At 32.7% G+C, this 24,561-nt stretch carries 21 protein-coding genes and 1 riboswitch; of the genes, 9 read left to right on the forward strand and 12 right to left on the reverse strand.

Annotation, left to right across the window (positions count from 1 at the left end; all coding sequences use genetic code 11):
- Positions 1 to 21 precede the first annotated feature (21 nt).
- Positions 22 to 225, reverse strand: a riboswitch (cobalamin riboswitch).
- 53 nt (positions 226 to 278) lie between these two features.
- Positions 279 to 2,432, reverse strand: coding sequence for a heavy metal translocating P-type ATPase (locus tag M2651_RS03470; protein ID WP_286207924.1), 2,154 nt, complete (start codon positions 2,430 to 2,432; stop codon positions 279 to 281).
- A 175-nt stretch (positions 2,433 to 2,607) separates the two neighbouring features.
- Here M2651_RS03470 and M2651_RS03475 point away from each other — a divergent pair, with 175 nt between their 5' ends.
- Positions 2,608 to 3,534, forward strand: a complete 927-nt coding sequence (locus M2651_RS03475) for a DUF2935 domain-containing protein (protein WP_252130952.1) — start codon at positions 2,608 to 2,610, stop codon at positions 3,532 to 3,534.
- Positions 3,535 to 3,591: 57 nt separating this feature from the next.
- Here the strand turns inward: M2651_RS03475 and galE are convergent, their stop codons facing one another.
- From galE to M2651_RS03505, 6 genes are all read right to left on the reverse strand, one after another.
- Positions 3,592 to 4,578, reverse strand: a complete 987-nt coding sequence (gene galE / locus M2651_RS03480; RefSeq protein WP_252130953.1) for a UDP-glucose 4-epimerase GalE — start codon at positions 4,576 to 4,578, stop codon at positions 3,592 to 3,594.
- A gap of 31 nt (positions 4,579 to 4,609) precedes the next feature.
- The gene (locus M2651_RS03485; RefSeq protein WP_286207925.1) at positions 4,610 to 5,782 is read right to left on the reverse strand and encodes a galactokinase; all 1,173 of its coding nucleotides are present in this window, start codon (positions 5,780 to 5,782) and stop codon (positions 4,610 to 4,612) included.
- Entirely contained in the window at positions 5,770 to 7,365 is a 1,596-nt protein-coding gene (gene galT / locus M2651_RS03490; RefSeq protein WP_252130954.1) for a UDP-glucose--hexose-1-phosphate uridylyltransferase, read from the reverse strand. Before galT ends, M2651_RS03485 begins: the two co-directional genes overlap by 13 nt.
- A 43-nt stretch (positions 7,366 to 7,408) precedes the next feature.
- Entirely contained in the window at positions 7,409 to 8,422 is a 1,014-nt protein-coding gene (locus M2651_RS03495) for a LacI family DNA-binding transcriptional regulator (RefSeq protein ID WP_252130955.1), read from the reverse strand.
- Between the two features lie 137 nt (positions 8,423 to 8,559).
- The gene (locus tag M2651_RS03500; RefSeq protein ID WP_252130956.1) at positions 8,560 to 9,270 is read right to left on the reverse strand and encodes a histidine phosphatase family protein; all 711 of its coding nucleotides are present in this window, start codon (positions 9,268 to 9,270) and stop codon (positions 8,560 to 8,562) included.
- Between the two features lie 208 nt (positions 9,271 to 9,478).
- Positions 9,479 to 10,315 (reverse strand): AIM24 family protein, encoded by an 837-nt coding sequence (locus tag M2651_RS03505; RefSeq protein WP_252130957.1) that lies wholly within the window; start codon positions 10,313 to 10,315, stop codon positions 9,479 to 9,481.
- 121 nt (positions 10,316 to 10,436) lie between these two features.
- On the opposite strand from M2651_RS03505, the gene M2651_RS03510 reads away from it, so the two are divergent.
- Positions 10,437 to 11,087, forward strand: a complete 651-nt coding sequence (locus M2651_RS03510) for an IS1595 family transposase (protein ID WP_252130958.1) — start codon at positions 10,437 to 10,439, stop codon at positions 11,085 to 11,087.
- Between the two features lie 106 nt (positions 11,088 to 11,193).
- The gene (locus tag M2651_RS03515; RefSeq protein WP_252130959.1) at positions 11,194 to 12,195 is read left to right on the forward strand and encodes a S66 family peptidase; all 1,002 of its coding nucleotides are present in this window, start codon (positions 11,194 to 11,196) and stop codon (positions 12,193 to 12,195) included.
- Between the two features lie 171 nt (positions 12,196 to 12,366).
- On the opposite strand, the gene M2651_RS03520 is transcribed toward M2651_RS03515, so the two are convergent.
- The 3 genes from M2651_RS03520 to M2651_RS03530 are packed head-to-tail and all read right to left on the reverse strand — an operon-like array spanning position 12,367 to position 14,860.
- Complete coding sequence (locus M2651_RS03520; protein WP_350338284.1) at positions 12,367 to 13,386, reverse strand: glycosyltransferase; 1,020 nt, start codon at positions 13,384 to 13,386, stop codon at positions 12,367 to 12,369.
- 38 nt (positions 13,387 to 13,424) lie between these two features.
- Positions 13,425 to 14,123, reverse strand: coding sequence for a DUF4956 domain-containing protein (locus M2651_RS03525; RefSeq protein ID WP_252130960.1), 699 nt, complete (start codon positions 14,121 to 14,123; stop codon positions 13,425 to 13,427).
- Complete coding sequence (locus M2651_RS03530) at positions 14,060 to 14,860, reverse strand: polyphosphate polymerase domain-containing protein (protein ID WP_252130961.1); 801 nt, start codon at positions 14,858 to 14,860, stop codon at positions 14,060 to 14,062. Before M2651_RS03530 ends, M2651_RS03525 begins: the two co-directional genes overlap by 64 nt.
- Positions 14,861 to 15,040: 180 nt before the next feature.
- Between M2651_RS03530 and M2651_RS03535 the strand changes: the two genes are divergently transcribed.
- From M2651_RS03535 to M2651_RS03560, 6 genes are all read left to right on the forward strand, one after another.
- Positions 15,041 to 15,718 (forward strand): response regulator transcription factor, encoded by a 678-nt coding sequence (locus tag M2651_RS03535; RefSeq protein WP_252130962.1) that lies wholly within the window; start codon positions 15,041 to 15,043, stop codon positions 15,716 to 15,718.
- Entirely contained in the window at positions 15,719 to 16,963 is a 1,245-nt protein-coding gene (locus tag M2651_RS03540; RefSeq protein WP_252130963.1) for a sensor histidine kinase, read from the forward strand.
- Between the two features lie 232 nt (positions 16,964 to 17,195).
- Positions 17,196 to 18,878 carry a sensor histidine kinase gene (locus M2651_RS03545; protein WP_252130964.1) on the forward strand — a complete coding sequence of 561 codons (1,683 nt, stop codon included), beginning with the start codon at positions 17,196 to 17,198 and terminating at the stop codon, positions 18,876 to 18,878.
- 3 nt (positions 18,879 to 18,881) lie between these two features.
- On the forward strand, positions 18,882 to 19,583 hold the full coding sequence (locus M2651_RS03550; protein ID WP_252130965.1) for a LytR/AlgR family response regulator transcription factor: 702 nt from the start codon (positions 18,882 to 18,884) through the stop codon (positions 19,581 to 19,583).
- Positions 19,584 to 19,689: 106 nt separating this feature from the next.
- Positions 19,690 to 21,123 (forward strand): carbon starvation CstA family protein, encoded by a 1,434-nt coding sequence (locus tag M2651_RS03555; protein WP_252130966.1) that lies wholly within the window; start codon positions 19,690 to 19,692, stop codon positions 21,121 to 21,123.
- Positions 21,124 to 21,260: 137 nt separating this feature from the next.
- A complete protein-coding gene (locus M2651_RS03560) occupies positions 21,261 to 22,277 on the forward strand; it encodes an alpha-hydroxy-acid oxidizing protein (RefSeq protein WP_252130967.1) in 1,017 nt (338 codons plus the stop codon).
- Positions 22,278 to 22,450: 173 nt separating this feature from the next.
- On the opposite strand, the gene M2651_RS03565 is transcribed toward M2651_RS03560, so the two are convergent.
- On the reverse strand, positions 22,451 to 24,169 hold the full coding sequence (locus M2651_RS03565) for a methyl-accepting chemotaxis protein (protein WP_252130968.1): 1,719 nt from the start codon (positions 24,167 to 24,169) through the stop codon (positions 22,451 to 22,453).
- A gap of 105 nt (positions 24,170 to 24,274) precedes the next feature.
- Positions 24,275 to 24,538 carry a hypothetical protein gene (locus M2651_RS03570; RefSeq protein ID WP_252130969.1) on the reverse strand — a complete coding sequence of 88 codons (264 nt, stop codon included), beginning with the start codon at positions 24,536 to 24,538 and terminating at the stop codon, positions 24,275 to 24,277.
- Between the last annotated feature and the right edge of the window lie 23 nt (positions 24,539 to 24,561).

The raw sequence follows: 24,561 nt of genomic DNA on the forward strand, positions 1-24,561 counted from the left end.
GGCCTTCCCTCCGAAAGCATATTAAAAACGTAAATCCAGGCAGGTCTCCTGACTTATGAATCTTCCTCATCTTTTCCTTCCCCATAAATAGAGTGGATAAATAAAGACTCGTCATCAATTACAGTAGCGGGGGCTGTTACGGATTTTAACCGTATTCCCTTTTCACTTTCTGCATATTGTAAATATTATTAATATACAAAAAGCACCTGAATTTAATATTAAGTTTTAATTTCTTATTTAAGAATAGTATTTTTTATTATTTTTGTCAAGTTATAGTTTTAATGAACTTTCAATGATCTCATAGAATTTAATACCGCAATCAATGCTACTCCTGCATCAGCAAATACCGCTTCCCACATTGAAGCTGTACCAAAAGCTCCAAATATTAATATTAATATTTTTACTGCCAGAGCAAAAACTATATTTTGTAATACAATTATTCTTGTTTTCTTTGCTATCTTTACAGCTTCAGCTATTTTGGAAGGCTCGTCAGTCATTATTACAACATCTGCTGCCTCAATTGCTGCATCTGAACCAATTCCACCCATGGCTATGCCAATATCTGCTCTTGCAAGCACGGGAGCATCATTAATTCCATCTCCTGCAAATATAAGCTTTCCTTTAGATGATTTTTCTTCCTGCAGTCTTTCAACTTCTCTAACCTTGCCGTCTGGAAGAAGTTCTGAATAAACCTCATCTATTTTAAGCTCTGCTGCTACTTTCTCTGCTGCTGCCTTATTGTCTCCTGTAAGCATAACAGTTTTTTTAACTCCAAGGGATTTCAGCAGACTTATAGCTTTAGCAGAATCCTCTTTTATTTCATCTGAAATTATTATATATCCTGCATACCTGTTATCTATTACTACATGTACTGCAGTTCCAATACTTACAGCTTCATTAAATTTTATATTTTTATTTTTCATCAATTTACTGTTTCCAGCTAATACTTCCCTGTCTCTAATTCTTACACTTATCCCATACCCAGCTATTTCATTATAATCTTTAATCACAGCCCTATCTATTGCTCTACCATATGCTTTCAATATAGATACTGCAATAGGATGATTAGAAAAGCTTTCAGCAAAAGCAGCATATTCTAATAGCTCTTCTTTACTTACCCCATTTACTGAATTTATTTCAGTAACCTTAAATACTCCTTTAGTCAAAGTACCAGTCTTGTCAAATACAACAGTTTCAACATTATTTAATGCTTCTAAATAGTTTCCGCCTTTTACTAATATTCCTTTTTTAGAAGCTCCACCTATTCCTCCAAAAAAACTAAGGGGTATAGATATTACTAAAGCACACGGACAGGAAACAACTAAAAACACTAAAGCTCTATATATCCACTGTGAAAAAACTACACCTTGTATAAGTATAGGTGGAATAAAAGCAAGAGCTAATGCCGAAAAAACTACAGCAGGTGTGTAATATCTTGCAAATTTAGTAATAAAATTTTCTGTCTGAGCTTTTCTGCTGCCGGCATTTTGAACTAAATCCAATATCTTAAAAACGGTAGACTCACTAAATTCCTTAGTAACTTCAATTGTTAAAAGTCCATTTTTATTTATAAATCCACTTAGTACATTGTCTCCTGCCTTTACTTCTCTTGGAAGGGATTCTCCTGTAAGTGCAGATGTATCAAGCATAGAAAATCCTTCTGCAACTTTACCGTCTAAGGGGATTTTTTCTCCAGGCTTTACTATAATTAAATCACCTGCCTTAACTTCCTCTGGAGATACCTTTATAGTTTTGTCATTAATTTTTAAATTTGCATAATCTGGTCTTATATCCATAAGTGATTCTATTGATTTTCTTGACTTATTAACGGCCATATCCTGAAAAAACTCCCCAATCTTATAAAAAAGCATAACTGATACAGCCTCTGGATATTCCCCAATAGCAAAAGCTCCAATTGTTGCTATACTCATTAAAAAATTTTCATCAAAAATCTGACCTCTTCCAATATTTTTAAAAGCTCTTAACAAAACATCCCCGCCTATAAAAACATAACTTGCAATGAAAAGAATAAATTCTGCCCAAAAAGATATTTTAAATATTACCGCAATTAAATATAAAACTACTCCTATACCTAGCTTTATGAGCTCTTTTTCTTGCCCTTTTATACTATAACTGTGGTCATGAGTATGCTCATGTTCATGAATATGATGAGAATATTCATTAAAACTATGCTTATGCTTTTCTTTTACTGTAACATGTGCTTCTATACCTTTTACAATATTTACAATTTTATTTATTAATGTATTATTATTAAATTCTTCATCAATCTCCATTGTTAAGGTTTTAGTTGCAAAATTAATTGAAGCCTTTGAAACTTCATCAAGCTCATTTATCTTTCTTTCCATTTTAGCTGCACAATTTGCACAGCCAAGTCCCTCTAATATAAATTCTTTTTTTATAGGACTGCTCATAATTATTCCCCCTGAAAATATAAATATATGAACAACTATTCATATATTTATTGTATGCTTTTTATATTAAAATGTCAATAAAACTATAATTTAAAACTATAAAATCACAACATTTTATTTCTAACATATTATGATAAATGTAGATAATACATAACAATTTCTGAAAGGGGATAAAATGTTAACTAACGAACAATTTGTGAAAATGTCTCTTGAGTTTGATTTATTTTTCTTAAGAATATCTAAGGAACATGCTATCTTTGGAATTGCTTCACTGCCACCAAAAGATACAGCATTATCAAGACAGCTTTTCGGTGTAAAAAATAAATATGAAGAGCTTTTATCAAGAGCAGTTTCTCTTTCCTTCAATGTATTAAGCAAAGAAGTATTAGCTTCCAATGAACTTGTAACAGAGATGACACTGCCTGCAGAAGCTTCAACAGAATTTTTAACTGGTATTCCGATTAATAAGGAAATTACAAAGCAGCAGCTTAATATGGCTGCCGCAGCCAAGACAAGAAGAGATACAGGACTATTCAACGAAATTTCCATCCTTAACAGAGAAACTATTTCTCTAACAAACAGTACCATAGCTTTTTTAACAAAGCTATTAAACAACATACTAAACTGCAAAACCTTCAGTTATATATATCCAACTATGCTACACCATGTAATAGAAGAATCTAAATTCGCTGTTATGTTATTAAACAAATTTCAGAACAAAGATTCCATTGATAGCATTAACGAAATTATAGAACACGAAATTTTTTGGAATCATATAATGGGTGAACACACAAAATTTATAAGAGGCTACCTGGATCCATCAGAAAAAGTATTATTTGAAACTGCAAATACCTTTTCCAAAGAATTTGATAATCTTTTAGATAAAACTATATCCTTAAAAAATGAGCCTCAGACACTTTCAGAAATTACAAAAGAAAGTATAAAAAGTGTAACTGAGCTTAGAGATTTTAAAAAACAGGGAACCGAAGGAATTTTAACCTGTAAAGTAAAATCTATTATTCCACCGCTTTTAAGCGACCACGTGCTTAGAGAAGCTAATCACTTTTTAAGAATGCTGAAAACGTTTAGCACTATGCAATAAAATTGAGAGCATTTAAAAAGGAGGGCATAATTCCCTCCTTCACTGTTTTATTTAAAATTATTTTTCATATCCATTTGGATGATTTACATGCCAATTCCAAGCTGTTTCAATTATAGTTTCAAGTGAATTATATTTAGGTTTCCAGCCTAATTCATCTACTGCCTTTTGTGAAGAAGCAATTAAAACCGCTGGGTCTCCTGCACGTCTTGGTGCAACTTCAGCCTTTATTTCTCTTCCTGTAACCTTTCTTGCTACTTCAATAACTTCTTTAACTGAAAAACCTGTTCCATTTCCAAGATTATATATTCTGCTTTCTCCTCCATCTCTTAATCTGTCAACTGCCAAAAGATGAGCCTGTGCAAGATCCATAACATGTATATAGTCTCTTATACAGGTTCCATCTTCAGTTTTATAATCATCACCGAAAATCATTATTTTTTCTCTTTTTCCAAGAGCAGTTTCAAGGATGAGCGGAATAAGATGTGTTTCCGGCTTATGATCTTCTCCTATCTTACCGCTTTCGTGAGCTCCAGCTGCATTGAAATATCTTAATGCAGTATACTTTATGCCGTAAGCATTATCACACCACTTTAATACTTTTTCTACAGCAAGCTTTGATTCTCCATAAGGATTCGTTGGAAATGTCTTATCACTTTCCAATATTGGAATACTTTCTGGTTCACCATAGGTTGCTGCTGTTGAAGAAAATACTATATTTTTAACTCCGTAATCTTTCATGGCACGAAGAAGGCTGAGTGTTCCCCCAACATTATTTTCAAAATACTTTAAAGGCTCAATTACACTTTCTCCAACTAAAGAATCTGCTGCAAAATCTATAACAGCATCAATCTTATTTTCAGTAAAAATTTTATCAAGTACTGCTCTATCTCTTAAATCACCTTCATAAAGCTTTCCGCCTATAACTGCATCTCTATGTCCTTTTTGAAAATTATCTAAAATTACAACATTTTCACCTTTGTCTAAAAGTGCAGCCACCATATGACTTCCAATATAACCTGCTCCACCGCAAACTAATATCGACATTTAAAATCCCTCCATTTTACTAGGTAAATTTTTATTTACAACTTAATATTATTTCTTCAGTCCCTTCACCAATTCCACTTAAATAGAAGCTTGGCTCATAACCTATAAGTTCTTTGTAATTCTTTTTAACCTGCTCCATAAAGCTGTCTACTTTATCCTTTTTAACAAGTGCTATAGCACAGCCTCCAAAACCTGCTCCAGTCATTCTTGCTCCTATGCAGCCCTCTATCTTTAAAGATTCTGCAACAATTGTATCCAGTTCCCTGCCTGTTACTTCATATAAATCTCTAAGTGAGTCATGAGAAGCTTTTAATAGCTTTCCAAATTCCTCTATGCAGCCTGAATTTAACGCTTCATAAGCTTTTTTAGTTCTTTCATTTTCATAAACAGCATGCTTTGCTCTATTTTTAACATTTTCTTTAGTTAAAAGGTGCTCTAGCTTATCAAACTCTTCAGCAGTTAAATCACAAAGTGCTTTTATGTCAGTTTCTTTTTGAAGTATACTTAAAGCTTCATCACACTCAGCTCTTCTTTCATTATACTTTGATTCATTTAAAGCTCTTCTCTTATTAGTGTTCATTATAACTAAGGTATAGTCCCCAAGCTCTACGCTCGCATAATTATATTTTAATGTAGCGCAGTCTAAAAGTATAGCCTTGTTTTTCTTTCCCATACCAACTGCAAACTGATCCATAATACCACAGTTCACACCAACAAAGGTGTTTTCAGCTTTTTGCGAAAGCTTAACAAGTTCTACTCTGTCAGCAGTTCCGCCATTGAAAAGCGTATCTATTATCACTGCTATAAGTAACTCTAAAGAAGCTGATGAAGAAAGCCCTGCACCGTTTGGTATGTTTCCGCTTATTAAAATATCCATACCAGAAAGTCTGTATCCAATATCAGACATAACCTTCATAACACCCTTAGGATAATTTGCCCAGTCATCCTCTTCTTTATATACAATATTATCTAAATCTACTGAAACCTTTAAATCAAAGTTTGTGGAAGCTAAATTTACCTTTCTGTCTCCTCTTTCTCTTACTAAACCAAAGGTTCCGAACTCTAAAGCACAAGGAAATACATATCCTCCGTTATAATCAATATGCTCACCTATTAAATTAACTCTTCCTGGAGAATGAAACACTCTTACTTCTCCTTCTCCATATATCTTATTAAATTCCTCTTTTAACTTTAATACGTCCATAATACCCTCCTGTTATGTCTAATTAAATTGTTTTTAAACCCTAAACTTTCAATTAACTTCACAAATCCTTCCTGGCCTTCCTTGTTTCTCTTATAAACACCTGCATCAATTAATACCTGTAAGAATTTATTTCCAACTTCTTTCTTTAAAACCTCTTCTGCCTTCTCACTGCTGCAGTTTGTTCCATATTTTTCAGCCATAGCTTTTATCCATACTGCATGTTTATGAATTGAGTCGTCAGCATTTTCTTCTGCAGCTTTGAGCCTATTTTTATCACCTTGAAGTATAGTTTCTGCTTCTTTAAGTTCTGTATTTAACCTTCCAGGAAGCACTGCAAGTCCCATTACCTCAATTAAGCCTATATTTTCTTTCTTAATATGGTGAAGCTCTTCATGTGGATGAAATATACCATCTGGATAATCACTGTTTGTTCTATTATTTCTAAGCACTAAATCTAATTCAAATTCTCCTGCTTTATTCATCCTGGCAATAGGAGTTATAGTATTGTGAGGAACTTTTTCACCATTTACCTCTGAATAAGCAAGTATATCTAGTGCTTCATCACTATAGTCTCTCCAAGTTTCCAGTATTTCAACGGACTGTTTTATAAGCTCCTCTTTATCTTTTGAAGATATTCTTATAACGGACATAGGCCATTTTACAATACCTAAATTAACTTTACTATTATCCTTTGTAAAGCTTAATTCTATAGGAGCTTTTTCCATAGGAAATACATGTTTTCCCCCTTGAAAATGATCATGACTTAAAATTGATCCACCTACTATCGGCAGGTCTGCATTAGAGCCTATAAAGTAATGTGGAAACTTCTCTATAAAATCCAGAAGTCTTTCAAAGGTTTTATTTGATATTTTCATTGGTATATGTTCTGAATTAAATAATATGCAATGTTCATTGTAGTAAACATAAGGAGAATACTGAAAATACCACTGCTCACCTGACAGTGTTACAGGTATTACTCTATGGTTTTGTCTTGCAGGATGATTTACATGACCAGCAAAACCCACATTTTCTATACATAAAAGGCATTTAGGATAATTTGACTGAGGACGAAGTTTTGATGCTGCAATTTCCTTTGGATCTTTTTCCGGTTTAGATAGATTTACAGTTATTTCTAAAACTCCATATTCTGTAGGTGCTTCCCAATATAAATTCTTAGCTATCCTATCCATTCTTATATAGTTTGAAGCCTGAGATATAGCATAAAAATCATTTGTGGCTGCTTCTTTTCCTTTTTCGTTATATGTTTTATAAAAACTTCTGACTACATCTGACTGACGAGGCATTAGTATTCCCATAATTTTAGTATCGAATAAATCTCTATATGTCAAAGTATTATCTTCAATCAGCTTGTTTTCCCAGGCATAGTCTAAAAGGTTTTCTAAAATTTCAACTGGACTATTTAAATTCTCATAAGTAATATCACCTTCATAAGGCTCATCAACCTTTAGTAAATCCATTAATTGATTGCGCATAAAAATTACATCCAGCTCTTCAATAATCTTATGCTGCACTGCAAAATTAATAAGACGTTCAATTTCAAAAGCAGCGTTTATATTTTTCATCAGCAACTCCTCCTTACATTAATATTTATATAGAAAGCCTTTTCTATATTTCTTCACAGCTTTCTCTTATTATTAATTTTGTTCCCAATATCACTTTTTTTCTGCTTTTAGTTTTATTTTCTATAATGTCAATAAGTTCAAGAGCTGCTCTATGTCCTATTTCCTTCATATTTAAATCAACAGTTGTAAGCTTTGGATGAGCAAGCTTCGAAATCAATGTATTATCAAACCCAACAACAGATAAGTCTTCAGGAACTTTTATACCTAGTTTGCTGCAGGCATTAATAACACCCATAGCCATTAAATCGTTACAGGCAAATACTGCTGTAGGACGTTCATCACTTAAAAAAAGCTCTCTTATTTCACTTTCCACTCTATCAACAACTTCAATACTGTTACCCTTTCCTACATTCAATATTTTCATGTAATCTAGTTTTTCATTTTTTAAAGTTATTCTATATATCTTTTCTTTAATATCATAGGAAAAACTTTTGTGCCCTCTTATAAAAGCAATTTTTTTATGACCTAATTGAAGAAGGTACTCAAAAGCTTCTATAGTCCCAACCTCTTCATCATAACATACAAAACTGCACTTATTTCCACTTGGAGCACCGTTTACTACTATTAAAGGAACAAGCTTTGAAAGCTTATCATAGCAGCCTTTTTCCAGGTTTTCTATGGTAGGGTCAATTACTATAATTCCATCAACCTGTCTGGCTTTCAGCTCCTCTACAAGTTTTGTTTCTTCCTTAGCATCTCCGCCAGTATTTCCAAGGGATATACTGTAACCCCTAGACTTTGTAATATCTTCTATAGCCTCTACTATTGTGGGGAAAAAGAGATTAGTTATACCTGGAACTATTACTCCTATTATAGATGTCTTTTTAGTTATGAGGCTTCTCGCCATAGCATTAGGTTTATACTCTAATTTTTCGATAGCTTTTTCTATTTTAATTCTTGTTTCTTTTTTAACTGGATAATTGTTATTTAAAACTCTGGATACTGTAGTGATTGAAACTCCTGCTTCTTTTGCAACATCATTTATAGTTACTGCCATATCCTCACCCTTCTTAAATAGAAATCCTTTTCTATAATTTCATTATATACAATCTCATTTATTATTGCAACACTTAAATATAGGTGGAAACAAAATTACTTTAAACAACAGCTTTTGTTTCCACCTATAAGACAATTTTAATTCTTCACTGTTGTTTTCACAGCTTTACCTTTCTCATAATAACTATTATCATTTACAGTTTCAACTTTAAAGGTTCCTTTTTCATATATAATTTTAGATATACTTGAATTATCCACATGCCTTAAATCAAAACTTTTATCTAAATAATTAATAATTATTCTAATTATTCCTCCATGGGTTACCACAAGCACATTGCCACCATTATCACTGGAATTTTCCAGACATATATTTCCCAAACCTTTCATAACTCTTTTTAATGCCGTATCATAATCTTCTGCCTCTTTTGTTTCATCTAAAGCAGCACAGGCATTAGTATATGCTTTTTGAAAATCATATTTTTTCGCTGCTTCTTCAAAGGAGCTTACGTTAAGGAAATTTAAGATATCCTTAAGTTTCACGCTTTCAAGCTCTCCTTCATACTTTCCAAAACATACCTCTCTTAAACATTCAAGTTCTTTTAATTCTAAATTACCGCTTTCTCTGTTTTCATTTAGAATAATTTTTGCCGTCTTTATAGCTCTGCCTAAATCACTGCTGTAGGCAGCTTTGAACTTAATATCGCTAAGTCCAAGTCCAACATTTACAGCAACCTCTATCCCCTCTTTAGTGAGAACTCCATCACACCATCCTTGGGTTCTTCCAGCTTTATTTAAAATAGTTTGTCCATGTCTCATTAAATACAAAACAACCTTACCCTTATTATTCATTTTTTCAGAATTTCTCCTTTTATTTATAGTATATAAGAATATTATAACACTTCTTTTTTCAAAATCCATTACTGCATTATACACCATTTTTTTGTTAATTCTCTTCTTAAGCTGCGTTCCATTTTTTGAACCCTGTACTTAAAAAACACTGTCAAAATTACATATACAGGTAATTTTGACAGTGCCATAAATAAAATACCTCAATAATTTAAACCTTCGTATTAGAACTTCCCCCAGGATTAGTCATGCCCATTAATCCTGCAAACCTTAGGCGGTTATATACCTGCTGTGTTGGAGCAATCCAAACCTCTCCTGTGCCTCTGAATACATTTAAAAGACCTTCTCCGCTTGTTGCTGAGGATAATAATGATTTTGATGACTTTTCAACTGTAAATTCTATTCCTCTGCTTCTTAATAGTGCAAAGTTTCCGTCTACCTTTAAAGTTTCATTATTTAATGTATACTTAACAATTTCACTTTCTGGAACAGGTATTTCTAAAAGCACAATTCCTCTTCCTGAAAGCTTAGTCTGAAATAAACCTTCGTTTCCCATAATAGTTGCAGATATATTTTTTTGCATATAAGCTCCAACTTCTACAGAATCTTCACAGGCATAAAACAATCCATCATCTACTACTATTTCTTCATTCTCTAAAAAAATTAAAGCATAATGGCCAAAGCTGGGCTCTAAAAATATTTCTCCAGTTCCTTTATATCTAGGCTTAAAGGCTGTTTCTCCAGTTACCTTGCTGGTTAATAGCTTCTTTCCAAGGCCTAAAATTCCTCCCATGTTATTATCCATCTCAATGTTTCCTTTTAAAAAGCTCAAAGCTCCTGCTTCAAGTTTTACACTTCCTCCTCTTAAAGTTACCTTAGCCTGCTTTAATTTTATATTTGCGTCCTTCATAAAAGAAAGCATTACAGCACTTTCAACATCTTTACTTCCGTTTAAAGCTGGGTATTCTAATATTTCAAAGCTTACATTCTCCCCTTGCATCTCAGATATCTTTTTCAAATTGTTTTGAAAATTAATATTGGCTTTCATATAACACACTCCTATTAATAAACTAATTTTATATTATCACATCTATATATTATTTTCCATATTTTCCAATAGTTTATTTTTTATACACAGTATGAAGGTGCAATACCTTGAAGAAGTATTTGTGTTAGACTCATTTGCCACAGAAGTTACAAATGAGGTTAAGAAAAATAGATTTTCAAGTGGAAAAGTCTGCCCTCATTGTGAACATGATGAAGTATCCAGAAACGGAAAGTATAATGGAAAACAAAGATATATCTGCAAGTCCTGCCGAAAGACTTTTACTGACTTTACACGTTCTCCAAAGCATAATAGCAAGAAAGATGTTAAGCAATGGATACAATATGCCAAGTGCATGATAAATGGCTATTCTATAAAAAGATGTACAAAAGAAGTTAAGATAAATATACCTACATCATTCTATTGGAGACATAAAATATCAGACGCAATTAGAGCCTTTATGGGTATTGGTAGTGTTGGCGGTGTCGTAGAAGTTGACGAGGCTTTCATTAGGGAGTCTTTTAAAGGCAACCACAAAAAAAGCACAACCTTTGCTATACCACGAAAAGCCCATAAAAGAGGTGTTAAGGGTAGTTTCAGCAGTAAGACTGAAAAGAGAAAAAGAGGTATCTCAAAGGAACAGGTATGCGTTTTGTGTGCTATGAATAGAGCAGGAAACCTTATTACTGAACTTATATGCAAAGGAAGTATGAAACATACTGATTTAGAAAGGCTCTTTGGTGGAAGGATTGAGAGAGAAGCAATTTATGTATAGCATATGCAAAATATATGCAATTCTACAGTTATATGATATATAATTATATAAAATGGAGTTGCATTTTATAGCAAACAAAAGATATTGTATTTAAGGGGGAATAAAAATGAAATATATAGATAAATTAAGGATTGGTGACTCTATAGGTATTTTTTCACCATCTTCACCTATAACATATTCATGTCCTAAAAGATTTGAACGAGCAAAAAAATATTTGCAAGAAAAAGGGTTTAAGATTATAGAAGGAAATCTTACAGGAAAACATGATTTTTATAGGTCTGGAAGTATTAAAGAAAGGGCAGAAGAACTAAATGAATTAATTAGAAATCCAAAAGTAAAGTGCATTATGTCTACAATTGGAGGAATGAACTCAAATTCCATTCTTCCATATATAGATTATGAAGCCTTTAAAAGAAATCCTAAAGTAATAATAGGATATTCTGATGTTACTGCAATTTTACTTGCTATATATGCACAAACTGGAATAAGTACATATTATGGACCTGCATTAGTGGCTTCCTTCGGAGAGTTCCCACCTTTTGTTGACTATACATATAAGTATTTTAAGGAAGTTACTATGGATAATACAAAAATTCCTTATGTCTTTGGAACACCTAAATATTGGACAGACGAGTACATTAATTGGGAAACGCAAGATAGAAGTAAGGAAAAAAGGGAAAATAAGTGGATAACAGTTTATGATGGTGTTGTTAGGGGTAGAGTTATAGGCGGAAATTTGAATACAATTCAAGGAATATGGGGTAGTAAGTATATGCCCGAAATAAAAGATGGAGATATACTTTTTATAGAAGATTGTTTAAAGGATATTGCAACAATAGAAAGAAGTTTTTCTTTTTTGAAGGTAAATGGTGTCTTTGACAAGATTTCTGGAATAATCCTTGGAAAACATGAGTTGTTTGACGATTTAAAAACAGGTAGAAAACCATATGAAATACTATTAGAAGTGTTAGCAGATATAAAGTTACCATTCATTGCAGATTTTGACTGCTGTCATACCCATCCAATGTTGACCTTACCTATAGGATGTGAGATTGAACTAAATGCTACTGAAAAGAAAGTATCAATTATAGGAAATTGGTCTAAATAACAGTAGATTTCATAATTTCCTAAATTCATGAGATAAGGGAACTTTTTGCAAGTTCCCTTTAAATATGATATATTATCAACACTATTCTTTAACATAGCCAAATTCTAAAATATAATAAACAGTCCTGCTGCAGTTTATATAAATTCCATAGCAGGACTGTTTATTATATTTTTACCTGAATACAAACTTTCTCTGAGACCAGAAACTAAATAAAAATATAGTTACTTCAGTAAAAATCTTGGCAAAGAATAAAGAAAAACCTATGATACTATAGTATATATCAATTACACTATAATTAGCCAGCATTATAAAGGCTGCAAGCAAAAAATATTTTGGAAAAGATTTTTTAACCGAGGCTCCTTTAAATTTTGAAAATACATATAGTCTGTTTAAAGTATAATTAAATAAAGCACTGCAGACTCTTGCTCCTACTACTGCAAGAAAAAGATTTGAGGTAAAAAACTGTATAACGCTCAGCAGAGTAAAATCAAGCAAAGCTGACAATATTGAGGACATACTGAATCTTAATATAGGCTTATACACTCTTAATGAGTCTTTTAATGGATGGAAGTGAGAAGACTTGTTCTTCTCAAGATATACTGTATTTATATCTGCTTCATAAAATCCATAGCCTGCAGGAACAGCTTCAAGCAGCATATTCATCTCGTATTCAAAACGCTCCCCTGGAACTTCACAAAGCCACTTTAGCATATCTGTTGAAAAACCTCGCAGACCCGTTTGTGTATCATAAACTCTGCTGCCGCTTGCAAAGGAAAATACTGCCCTTGTTATGCTGTTTCCAAAACGACTTCTGAAAGGTACTTTGCCTATAAATCTTCGTGTTCCAAGAACAATACAATCTCTATGCTCTTTAATAGACTGTGCAATTTTTACTATATCTTTTGGAAGATGCTGCCCGTCACAATCAGCAGTTACAACACCTTCCGCCTCTTTATTTTCTCTTATATAGTTAAATCCGGTTTTTAAAGCTCTTCCTTTTCCTCTATTAGTCTCATGGGTAAGCACAGTGCAGCCATTTTGGGCTGCAAGCTCAAATATATTCTTAAAAGATATTCCGCTGCCGTCGTCAACTATAACAATGTTATAATCACATACTTCCCTTAATTCATTTATAAGTTTAATCAGTTTATTATCCGGTTCATAAGCTGGTATCAGTATAGTCATAACCATAAGCACCTCCTTCTATCTGCCCTTTTATATAAAATATATTAGTATTCTGGCGAATCAGGTTTCATGGATAATGTAATATTTAAATTGCCATTTCTACACCTAAGTTCGTCTAAAAATTCCTTTTGACTTAATTTATTATCCATTGTTACTATATAAACTAACTGAAATAAACTTCCTAAATCAGTAGTTTTAACCTTTATAAGCTCATAATCTGTTGTGAATTTTTCAAATACATCATCAAAGGCTCCCTCATAATCCAGATTTTCTGGGATTGTTATCTTAAGCAGTTTCTGTGAGGTTTTCTTTGCACCAAAATTTAAAATACTAAGTGCGAACATAAGCAGGCAAAGAAAAACTGTAAATAAAACTGCATATCCGAAAAAGCCCACACCGCAGGCAAGACCTGCTGCCATTGTAAATAGTACATAAGAAATATCCTTAGGGTCTCCAGGAGCACTTCTGAATTTAATTATTGAAAATGTTCCGGCTAAACTGAAGGCCCTTGCAACGTTGCTTCCTATTAAAAGCACAATTATAGCAATTACTGTTGGTATAATAATTAATGTAAGGGAAAAATTCTGTGAATATCCTCCCTTGCTGCTTGTTTTCATATAAGTAAAGCTTATAATCCCGCCTAAAACAAAGGATACAACTATTGTCAATATAGCATTTGCTAAAGATATTGATGTACTAGTTGCTGCTGTGTTCCCAATTGAACTGAATATTGATTCAAACATATATTTCTCTCTCCTTCTAAAATCCTATTATTTCTTATCATTCTTTCATATTCTTTTCCATACTTAGAAAAGCTTGTTTTATATATTTTATATTCTGAAAGAAGCTTAGTGAGCCATAAGGGTATATTTTTTTCTGCCTTCACTTCCATAAGCCATTTACCCTCTGGAAGCAGGCTTTCCCCGTAATCACCGCTTTCAAGCCTTAAATCATATCTTCTTGATCTTATATTTGTATCAAAAGTTATTCTTAAATCCCGGCTTTCTATTCCAAACATCGCTTTTCTATCATATGCCAGATAAAGTTTTGGTTCTAAATCATATATTTTAAGGATATATTCAATTTCATTCAGTACCTGTTTATTCATATACTTTTTCAGCTCTGGCTTCTGTCCCGTTCTTACAAAATCATAGGCCTCATTTAACCTTAACTTTGTTCTCCTTTTATTGACTACTCCGCAAACCTTTTTCTTAATCTCTAAATATACTTTTTCATCTTCCCTGGGAACACCATAAGCTCTAAGCCTAAGCTTTTCTTTATACTCTGGCTTAGATAAAGAGTGTCTTATCAAATAACTGTCAGGCGTATCATAATAAATATTGCTTATAGTATAAAATTCATGAGTTTTATTATATTCGTCAAGTTCCATATATTCTGATAGCTTATTTTGTATTTCTTTATATATATCTTCATCAATTAAGAACTTGCATTCATGTCTTTTGAAAACCTCAATTGCCATAACCTCTACTCCCTTCGTTAATTTCGTTCGTTCTCTATGAGTCTAATTCTACAGATTAAACCTTAAACAAACCTTAAATACTTAACACAGATTTAACAGTTCATAATCTATTTACATTTAAGGTTTATTAAAGGTTAGCTGTGATATAATAAAACTAAAGAAAAATATGGAGGGGTACCCATGAGAATATTAATAGTAGAAGATGAGATTCATCTAGCAGAAGCTTTAACACAAATACTAAGAAAAAATAATTATACAGTTGATGCAGTAAATGATGGTGAATCTGGATTAGATAACGCTTTAAGCGGCATATATGATTTAATAATATTAGATATTATGCTTCCTAAAATGGATGGATTATCCATACTTAAATATATAAGAAAAGAAGGAATAAAAGCTCCTGTTATACTGCTTACAGCTAAGGGTGAAATTTCAGATAAGGTTACAGGTCTTGACAGCGGTGCAGATGACTATCTTCCAAAACCTTTTGCTACAGAGGAGCTTCTTGCCAGAATAAGAGCTTTATCAAGGCGCAAAGGGGAAGTATCAACTGATAATACTTTAAAATTTGGAGATATAGAATTAAATCCTGCAACACTTAAATTATCTAGTGGAAGCAAGGAAGTTAAGCTTATATTAAAGGAAAGTCAGCTTTTAGAACTGCTTATTTCAAGGAAAAATTCTGCTGTTTCTAAAGAATTGATAATTGAAAAGCTCTGGGGTTTTGATTCCGATGTAGAGCATAACCACGTAGAAGTTTATATATCTTTTTTAAGAAAAAAGTTTGCATACTTAAACTCACAGGTTTCAATAAATACTGTCAGAGGAGTAGGCTATATTCTGGAGGAGAAAAAATAAATGTTTAAACAGCTTAGAAATAAATTTCTTATTCTCAACTTATCTATAATTTCAATAATGATGATTATTGCTTTTTTCTCTATATATCTAATTACTCATAATAATGTCAACAAAAATATAGATATTGAACTTCGCAAAATTCTAGAGTTCAACAAAAAACCAAACGATGGTCCAAGGGATATGAAGCTTGGTTTTGATAAAAAAGATACGCCTCCAGACCGCTCTCTGTCCTTCACCCTTACAATTGACAGTAAAGGAAATATACTCGATTCTTCTTCAGCCTTTACAATGGAGGATACATTTTACGAAGCTGCCAAACAAGAAGCTTTATCTGAAAATACTGATAAAGGTAAGTTTAAATTAGACGGATACTATTGGGCCTTTATAAAGATGCACCATATGGATGGCTATAAATTAGTATTTTTAGACATAACATCACAGCAAGGCATTCTTACAAATCTTATCTATACTTTTTTAGCTGTTGCTCTTGCTATGCTTATTGTAATTTTCTTTATAAGCAGATTCTTTGCAAATAAATCTATAGAACCTATAAAGGAAGCTTTTGATAAACAGAAACAATTTATCGGTGATGCTTCTCATGAACTAAAAACACCACTGGCAGTTATAAACACAAATGTAGATGTACTTTTATCCAACGGTGAGGAAAGCATTGACAGTCAGGCAAAGTGGCTTCATTACATTAAATCTGAAGTTGAAAGAATGACTAAATTAACAAATGATTTGCTTTATCTCACACAAATGGATTATTCCGATATGAAAATGATTTTTTCTGAGTTTAATTTAAGCGAGACTATTGAGGATGTTATATTAACCATGGAAGCAGTTATTTTTGAAAATGATATTTCATTAGATTATGATATTGAACCTAATTTAACGATACAAGGTAACAATGAACAAATAAAACAAGTAGTAATGATACTTTTAGATAATGCTTTAAAGTACACAAACTTAAAAGGAAAGGTAAATATTACTTTAAAGAAATCACATAATAATGTTCTTTTATCTGTTACAAATACAGGAAAAGGAATTCCAGAGGAGCATTTATCCAAAATATTCGACAGGTTTTATCGCGTGGATAAATCCCGTTCACGAAATAGCGGCGGCTACGGTCTTGGACTAGCTATTGCCAAAGCAATAATTGAGCAGCACGGCGGAAAAATTTCTGCTAGCAGCATTTTAAATAAGAGTACGACATTTACTGTTGAACTGCCTTTTGTAAAATAATAATTTCCATAATAAATGCATAGACTGAAAATGTATACCCACATTTTTTTCGGTCTATGCATTTATTATAACCAGCTCTTTAAATTAAACTTGTTACTTGTACTTAATTAAAGAAAAGATTTTTATATTAACTTATCATAAACATACACTTGCACATATAAAAATAAAAGGATAAAATATTATGAAAATATATCTTATGAATAAAAAATTAAACTAGAGGTATAAGTAAAATATGATAAATTTATTAAAAAGTCTTGTAAACAATTTAGGCTATGTCATTCTCATAGCTTTCATTATTTCAAACTTATCTGTATTTAAAAAAATAATTCAAAAGGATGAATTTAGAACACTTGATCTTATTATACTTTCTTTAACCTTTGCTGTCTTTGGAATAATAGGCACCTATACCGGCACAGATGTTTATGGCGCAATAGCTAATACAAGAATAATCGGAATTATGACTGGCGGAATACTCTGCGGTCCTTTTGTAGGTATTGTATCTGGCGTAATTGCAGGTCTTCATAGGTTTACTTATAATTTTGGCGGAATTACCTCTGTTCCATGTGCCATAACCACTATTGTGGCAGGCTTTTTTTCAGGCTTTATATACAAACGAGGTAATAAATTTAAAAAATGGTTTTATGGACTTTTAAGCGGCCTAATTATGGAAAGTATTGAAATGCTTCTCATACTTCTTATATCCAAGCCTTATTCAAGTGCGCTTTCAATAGTAAAAAGTATATATTTACCTATGAGTTTTACAAATGCTTTAGGAATATGTATTCTCATTTTGCTTATACAAAAAATTTTTAATGAAAAAGAGCAAATAGCTGCAGCTCAAGCTCAATTAGCTCTTGAAATAGCAAATAAAACCCTGCCCTATTTCAGAGAAATAAACAGCGATTCCTTAAGTAAAATATGTTCTATAATAAAAGATTCCACAGGAGCAGCCGCTGTTGCAATTACTGATAAAAAAATTATATCCGCTCATGTAGGACTTGGTTCAGACCATCATATTAGCGGTGAACCTATCCAGACTACTGCAACAAAACAAGTTATAAAAAGCGGTACTATGCGTATTCTAAATTCTACGGAAGAAATACAATGCTTTTGTAACCATTGCCCTTTAAAATCAGCAATTATTGTTCCTCTTAAAGAAGGAGATGAAATTACAGGAACATTAAAATTATATTACGCAAAGGAAAATGGTATCTCCTATACAGATGAAAAACTGGCCATTGGTTTATCTCAAATAATATCAACTCAGCTTGAAATAAGTAAAGTTGGCAAACTTAGAGAACTTGCTACAAAAGCAGAAATTAAAGCCCTTCAGGCTCAAATAAATCCACATTTTCTCTTTAACGCCTTAAATACAATTGCATCTTTTATGAGATTTAATCCAAACAGTGCAAGAGAACTAATAGTCAATTTATCTACTTATTTAAGATATAATATCGAAGAAACAAGCACCTTTGTAGATATAAACAAGGAACTTGAACAAGTAAAAGCTTATGTAGAAATAGAGAAAGCAAGGTTTGGAGATAAACTTACTGTAATTTATAATATTGATAAAAATATTAATATTAAAGTTCCTTCGCTTATCATACAGCCTTTAGTAGAAAACTCAATAAAACACGGAATTTTAGAAGGCTCTGGCAGTGGCTGCGTAAAAATCGAGGTAATAAAACATAGTTTAAACGAAGTCAAAGTAATAATAGAAGATGACGGCATAGGTATCCCTCAAGCTGTAATTGACAGTATATATGAAGGTACTATACAAGAAAATAAAATAGGTATATCTAATGTGCATAATAGATTAAAATATATATATGGCTGTGGGCTTATAATTGAGAGGCTTACTAAAGGCACAAAAATAAGTTTTATTCTTCATAAAAATTACAAGGAGGTGTGCTGAACCTTGAATTGTATAATTGTAGATGATGAATATCCTGCTATACAAGAATTAAATTACTTTATTACTAATTTCAGTTCAATTAAAATACTAAAAGAGTTTGATGACAGCATAAAAGCCCTTGAATTTATACAAAATAATTCTGTAGATGTAATTTTTCTCGATATAAACATGCCAAAACTTGATGGCCTAACTTTAAGCAAAGTGATAAATACCTTAAAACATAAACCTCTCCTTGTATTTATCAGTGCTTACAGAGAATATGCTTTAGATGCCTTTCAGGTTTCAGCTTTTGATTATATTTTAAAACCTTACTCTGAAAACAGAATAGTAGATACACTAAATAGACTTGAAAACTGTGCAGCTATTAAATGCAGTAATAATAAGATATCCTTATGGAAAAACAACAAACTCTACGTATTAAACGTTAATGACATTTACTACTGCCAATCTAACGAGCATGATGTTTTTGTATATACTAAAGACGAACAATATAAGATTACTTCAAGCATTAGTGATTTTTATAAAAGGCTGCCTCAGGATATTTTTTTCAAATGCCACCGCTCTTATATCGTAAATATAGATAAAATAACAGAGATAATACCTTGGTTTAATAATACCTATATGTTGAAACTTGATGGAAACTCTGCAGAAGTACCAGTCAGCCGTCAAAACATTTCAATGTTTAAACAATTAATGGGCATATAAATGCATTTTATGTGCTCATTTTGTTATTTAATGCAGTATTTAATGTAAACCTATACACCTGTTGTATAATAAAGCTATAAAAACATTTATACAGGAGGGATATTTAATGGTATCATTTTTATTATCCATTGTTGCTCTACTCTTAGGTTATTTTATTTACAGTAAAATCGTAGACAAAACATTTGGTGCAGATGAAAACATAAAAACTCCAGCAGTAAGACTTGAAGATGGTGTAGATTTTGTTCCTATGCCAGGTTGGAAAATATTTCTTGTACAATTCCTAAACATCGCTGGTCTTGGTCCAATTTTCGGTGCTATTGCTGGTGCTTTATGGGGACCTGCTGCATTCCTATGGATTGTACTTGGTTCTATATTTGCAGGGGGTGTTCATGACTACTTCTCTGGAATGTTATCCGTAAGACATGACGGTGCAAGTATTCCTGAAGTTGTCGGTAAATACCTCGGGCCTGGTTTCAAAAACTTCATGAGAGGTTTCTCCGTTGTAGTTCTGGTACTTGTAGGTGTAGTTTTCATAACAGGACCTGCAAAACTTCTAGCTGGATTAACACCTAAACAATTTGATGCAGCTTTCTGGGTTTATGTAATTTTTGCTTATTATGTATTGGCTACTATGCTTCCAATAGACAAATTAATAGGAAAGATTTACCCTGTATTCGGCATTTGTCTTTTAATAATGGCTATAGGTGTATCTGGAGGTATAATATTTGAAGGATATAAAATCCCAGAGATTACTTTAACCAATCTTCATCCAAAAAATCTTCCAATCTGGCCATTAATGTTCGTAACTATTGCTTGCGGAGCTATATCAGGTTTCCATTCTACCCAATCACCTATGATGGCTAGATGTATAACTTCAGAAAAGCAAGGTAGAGCGATATTCTATGGTGCAATGATTGCTGAAGGTATAGTTGCTTTAATCTGGGCAGCTGCTGCTATTGCATTTTTCGGCAACACTGGCGAATTAGCTGCACAAATGAATGCTAACGGAGGACAAGGCTGGGTTGTAAGTACAATATCTAATACTCTTCTTGGTAAGGTTGGTGGAGCTCTTGCAATACTTGGAGTTATTGCTTGTCCTATAACCTCTGGAGATACAGCCTTCAGAAGTGCAAGACTCACTATAGCTGACTTTTTAAACTATAAGCAAGGTCCAATAAAGAACAGACTTGTATTAACAATTCCTCTATTTATAATAGGCTTTATTTTAACTAAAATAGACTTCAATATAGTTTGGAGATACTTTGCATGGTCTAACCAAACCTTAGCTATGATAGTCCTTTGGGCCGCAGCTATGTATCTTGCAGTAAGAAAGCAGTTCCACTGGATAGCTACAATACCTGCTGTTTTTATGACCGCAGTTTCCATAACTTATATACTTGTTGCTCCAGAAGGCTTTAAACTTGCAGCTTCCATAGCTTATCCTATAGGTATAGCAGTTGCAGTTGGTTCACTTGCAGTATTTTTAATAGCTGCAAATAAAAAACTCCAAACAAAAACAGATAATAAAATGAAAGCATAATATAATGCCTGCAGTATATAAAAATAGCCATACTATTTATTATATACTGCAGACTTTTTCTTGTTTGCAAAGTATTACTCTTTTATACTATACTGAAAATGTTTTAGTATTTAACATTACTAGTGAGGTGGATGATTATGAACTATAAAGAGATATTAAAAAATGCAAAATCTAATTTAAACGGCAGCTGCAGAGTTTGTCCTGTGTGTAACGGCAAAGTATGCTCCGGTGAAGTGCCAGGTATGGGTGGAAAAGGAACTGGGGAAGCATTTACTGCAAATGTAGATGCCCTTAAAAAATATAAACTTAACATGAGAGTATTGCATAACTGCAGTAATCCTGATACTTCCATTGAAATCTTTGGCAGAAAGATGAGAATTCCTGTGTTTGCAGCTCCTGTATCAGGAACAACACTTAATATGGGAGGAAAATTTACTGAAAAAGAATATATATCATGGGTAATTGAAGGCTGTCTTAATGGCGGAATTTATCCAATGGTAGGAGATACTGCCGTAGATTCTTTTCTTATAACAAACTTAGAAGAACTTAAAAAAGCTGACGGAAATGGCATTGCCATTATTAAGCCTTGGAAAAACTCAGAGGTTATAAAGAAAATTCGTATGGCAGAGGAATCCGGTGCCTACGCAGTAGGTATGGATATAGATGCAGCAGGTCTTATTACCCTGGCTCTTCACGGAAAGCCTGTAGAACCAAAAACCTTACAAGACATAAAAGAGATAGTACAAAGTACAAAACTGCCTTTTATTTTAAAAGGAATTATGACCTCTGACGAAGCAGAACTAGCAGCTGAAGCAGGTGTTGCTGCTATTGTTGTATCAAATCACGGCGGCAGAGTACTTGACCAAACTCCTGGAGTTGCTGATGTACTTCCTGAAATTGCTGCTAAAGTTAAAGGAAAGGTAAAAATACTGGCAGACGGTGGTGTTAGAAGCGGGGTAGACGTACTTAAAATGCTTGCTCTTGGAGCAGATGCCGTTTTAATTGGAAGACCTTTTGTTACAGCTTCTTTTGGAGGACAATCAGAGGGCGTAAAGACATATGTTGATATTATAGCGGATGATTTAAAGTCTGCCATGATATTAACAGGATGCAATTCTGCTTCTGAAGTAACAAGCAGAATTTTGGTTAAATAAGTAAAGTTACTAACATAGATTTATTTTGAATATATAATTTCCTACTAATCTATTTGTTTATAATTGTTACAGACTAAAGTAATACTCTGCTCTAAAATTATAAAAATAAAGGAGAGTTGTCAGCATGACTTCTCTCCAAATACACCATTTATTAATACACTCAAAAGCCTGTTTTAATCTATTTTAAACTTATTTACAGTCAACTCTAAGTTCTCCATCATTTTTTTCACACTATCTAAGCCTTCTCTTATTCCCTCCATAACAGCCAATTGCTCCTCTGTTGCCGCTGCTGATTGCTGAGTGCTGGCACTGAATTCTCTTGAAATATCAGCCAATTTCATTGTGTTTTCAAGTACATTTCTGCTGTCTTTTTCAATATTAATTATTCCTTTTACAACTTCCTTTACTCTGCTGTCTACTTTTTCATTAGAACTAAACAGCTTTTTCAAATAAGTATCTACTTTAAAAATAGCGTCAACACCGTCTCGTGCCTGAACTACACCGTTATCAATAGCCTGGCTTGAATTAAGGATTTCTTCCTGAATGATTTTTATAAGTTCATTAATTCGTTTACTAGCTTCTCTGGATTGTTCTGCTAATTTTTTAATCTCACCTGCAACTACAGCAAAACCTCTGCCTTGTTCTCCTGCCCTTGCAGCTTCTATGGAAGCATTTAAAGATAACAGATTAGTTTGACTTGCAATAGCAGAAACAATTTCACTAAAGGATAGGATTTCCTGAAACTTATCTTCCAATTGTTTTATCATATTAGCTGAAGTATCAACAGTATTATTTACCAAATTTATTTGTTTTATTGAATTTCTCAGAATCTCAGCAGCTTCTTCTGCATCTTTCATAGACTTATTAGAAGCCTCAGTTACTAATTCAATATTTTTGGTAATTGATTGAATTTCTTTAAAAACTTCTTCCATAGTTTTTGACACATTTTCTGCATTACCCACCTGTTCAGAAGCTCCACCAGCAATTTCACCGATAGCTTGAGTAATTTCTTCTGTAGCTCTATTAGTTACATTAACACTATCATTTAATTGTTGTATATACTCTGCTACCTGTTTTGTATTATTACGAATACTGCCTATAATTCCAGCTGTGCTTTCAACCATTGATTGAAATGCCTGTGACAGCCTGCCTACTTCATCGTTGCTATTGTTTTCAACCTTTATAGTTAAATCACCTTTCTCAACCAATTGAATTTTGGCTTGCAACTTATTTAAAGAACGGACAAACACGAATGAAAAAATGATACCAGCAATTATTCCCAGTAAGGCAATTATTAAAGCGGCAGTCTGCATATTCTTCCTCATTTGTCCAAGCTGATAAACCACATGGCTTACTTCAAAATCAGCCCCCAGCATACCAATGGTTTGTCCGGATTTATTTTTAATTGGTATATAGGCAGAAATCAATTCCCCCCATTCTTTATCTTGGTCTAATTCATATACTTCCTCACCTTCAAAACTTAATCTCATAAAGTCTGTGATTTCTTCCGCATCCCCAAGCAAAGAGGCTTCTTCATCATTCATTGGTACTCCATCTACTACATAAATATATTTTCCATCCTTTGTCTTACGCATGGTATACAAGTATTTCAATCCAGTTGATTCCCGTATACTATTCAATTGCTGCCGCAGTTCTATATAGTATCCTTTTTCCATATCTTCTGCTGTCTGCAATGCTTGAAACTTTTCTGCATCAATATTGCCAACTACAGAACGGGTAATATTAAGCGCAGTTTCTCCTATTGTTTTTTCAATAGACTTTCTTGCAGTACTATAGGAATAAAACTGCATAGCAAATGAAGAAAATAATACTAGAACCAACGAAAATATTACGATTTTTAACATCAGGGACATTTTAGGTTTTTTAATCATCTTAACCACCCTTTTTAATCTTTTAGCATTTTATACATTAAATTTAAACCTATTTAGATAATATCCTAAATTTGCAGGTTTAACAATAGCACTACCAAATAACTTTTAAATTTTAAATAACACCCATTTACAAGTTTGAAGTTCATATTTAATTTCAAACTGCCTTTGTATATTATCAATTACACTTTGACACTTAAATACCAGCATTGGGTTACCTGCTAATTTCTCAAGGTCTTTTGCAACTATCCTATCTACTTTTATTACTTTTTCTGTTTCATCTTCTGTATAAAGCCTGAATCTTAAAGGCCTAATATTACCTTTATTATCTGTATAAGAAATAACTTCTATTGGTTTAGCTACAATTTTCATTTAAAAATACCCCTCTTCTCTTA

This window comes from Clostridium caldaquaticum (assembly GCF_023806125.1).
Lineage (GTDB): Bacteria > Bacillota > Clostridia > Clostridiales > Clostridiaceae > Clostridium_AT > Clostridium_AT caldaquaticum.

Coding starts and splice junctions, on each gene's coding strand:
- M2651_RS03470 (WP_286207924.1), bottom strand. CDS start 2,432: ATGAGCAGTCCTATAAAAAAAGAATTTATATTAGAGGGACTTGGCTGT.
- M2651_RS03475 (WP_252130952.1), top strand. CDS start 2,608: ATGTTAACTAACGAACAATTTGTGAAAATGTCTCTTGAGTTTGATTTA.
- galE (WP_252130953.1), bottom strand. CDS start 4,578: ATGTCGATATTAGTTTGCGGTGGAGCAGGTTATATTGGAAGTCATATG.
- M2651_RS03485 (WP_286207925.1), bottom strand. CDS start 5,782: ATGGACGTATTAAAGTTAAAAGAGGAATTTAATAAGATATATGGAGAA.
- galT (WP_252130954.1), bottom strand. CDS start 7,365: ATGAAAAATATAAACGCTGCTTTTGAAATTGAACGTCTTATTAATTTT.
- M2651_RS03495 (WP_252130955.1), bottom strand. CDS start 8,422: ATGGCAGTAACTATAAATGATGTTGCAAAAGAAGCAGGAGTTTCAATC.
- M2651_RS03500 (WP_252130956.1), bottom strand. CDS start 9,270: ATGAATAATAAGGGTAAGGTTGTTTTGTATTTAATGAGACATGGACAA.
- M2651_RS03505 (WP_252130957.1), bottom strand. CDS start 10,315: ATGAAAGCCAATATTAATTTTCAAAACAATTTGAAAAAGATATCTGAG.
- M2651_RS03515 (WP_252130959.1), top strand. CDS start 11,194: ATGAAATATATAGATAAATTAAGGATTGGTGACTCTATAGGTATTTTT.
- M2651_RS03520 (WP_350338284.1), bottom strand. CDS start 13,386: ATGGTTATGACTATACTGATACCAGCTTATGAACCGGATAATAAACTG.
- M2651_RS03525 (WP_252130960.1), bottom strand. CDS start 14,123: ATGTTTGAATCAATATTCAGTTCAATTGGGAACACAGCAGCAACTAGT.
- M2651_RS03530 (WP_252130961.1), bottom strand. CDS start 14,860: ATGGCAATTGAGGTTTTCAAAAGACATGAATGCAAGTTCTTAATTGAT.
- M2651_RS03535 (WP_252130962.1), top strand. CDS start 15,041: ATGAGAATATTAATAGTAGAAGATGAGATTCATCTAGCAGAAGCTTTA.
- M2651_RS03540 (WP_252130963.1), top strand. CDS start 15,719: ATGTTTAAACAGCTTAGAAATAAATTTCTTATTCTCAACTTATCTATA.
- M2651_RS03545 (WP_252130964.1), top strand. CDS start 17,196: ATGATAAATTTATTAAAAAGTCTTGTAAACAATTTAGGCTATGTCATT.
- M2651_RS03555 (WP_252130966.1), top strand. CDS start 19,690: ATGGTATCATTTTTATTATCCATTGTTGCTCTACTCTTAGGTTATTTT.
- M2651_RS03560 (WP_252130967.1), top strand. CDS start 21,261: ATGAACTATAAAGAGATATTAAAAAATGCAAAATCTAATTTAAACGGC.
- M2651_RS03565 (WP_252130968.1), bottom strand. CDS start 24,169: ATGATTAAAAAACCTAAAATGTCCCTGATGTTAAAAATCGTAATATTT.
- M2651_RS03570 (WP_252130969.1), bottom strand. CDS start 24,538: ATGAAAATTGTAGCTAAACCAATAGAAGTTATTTCTTATACAGATAAT.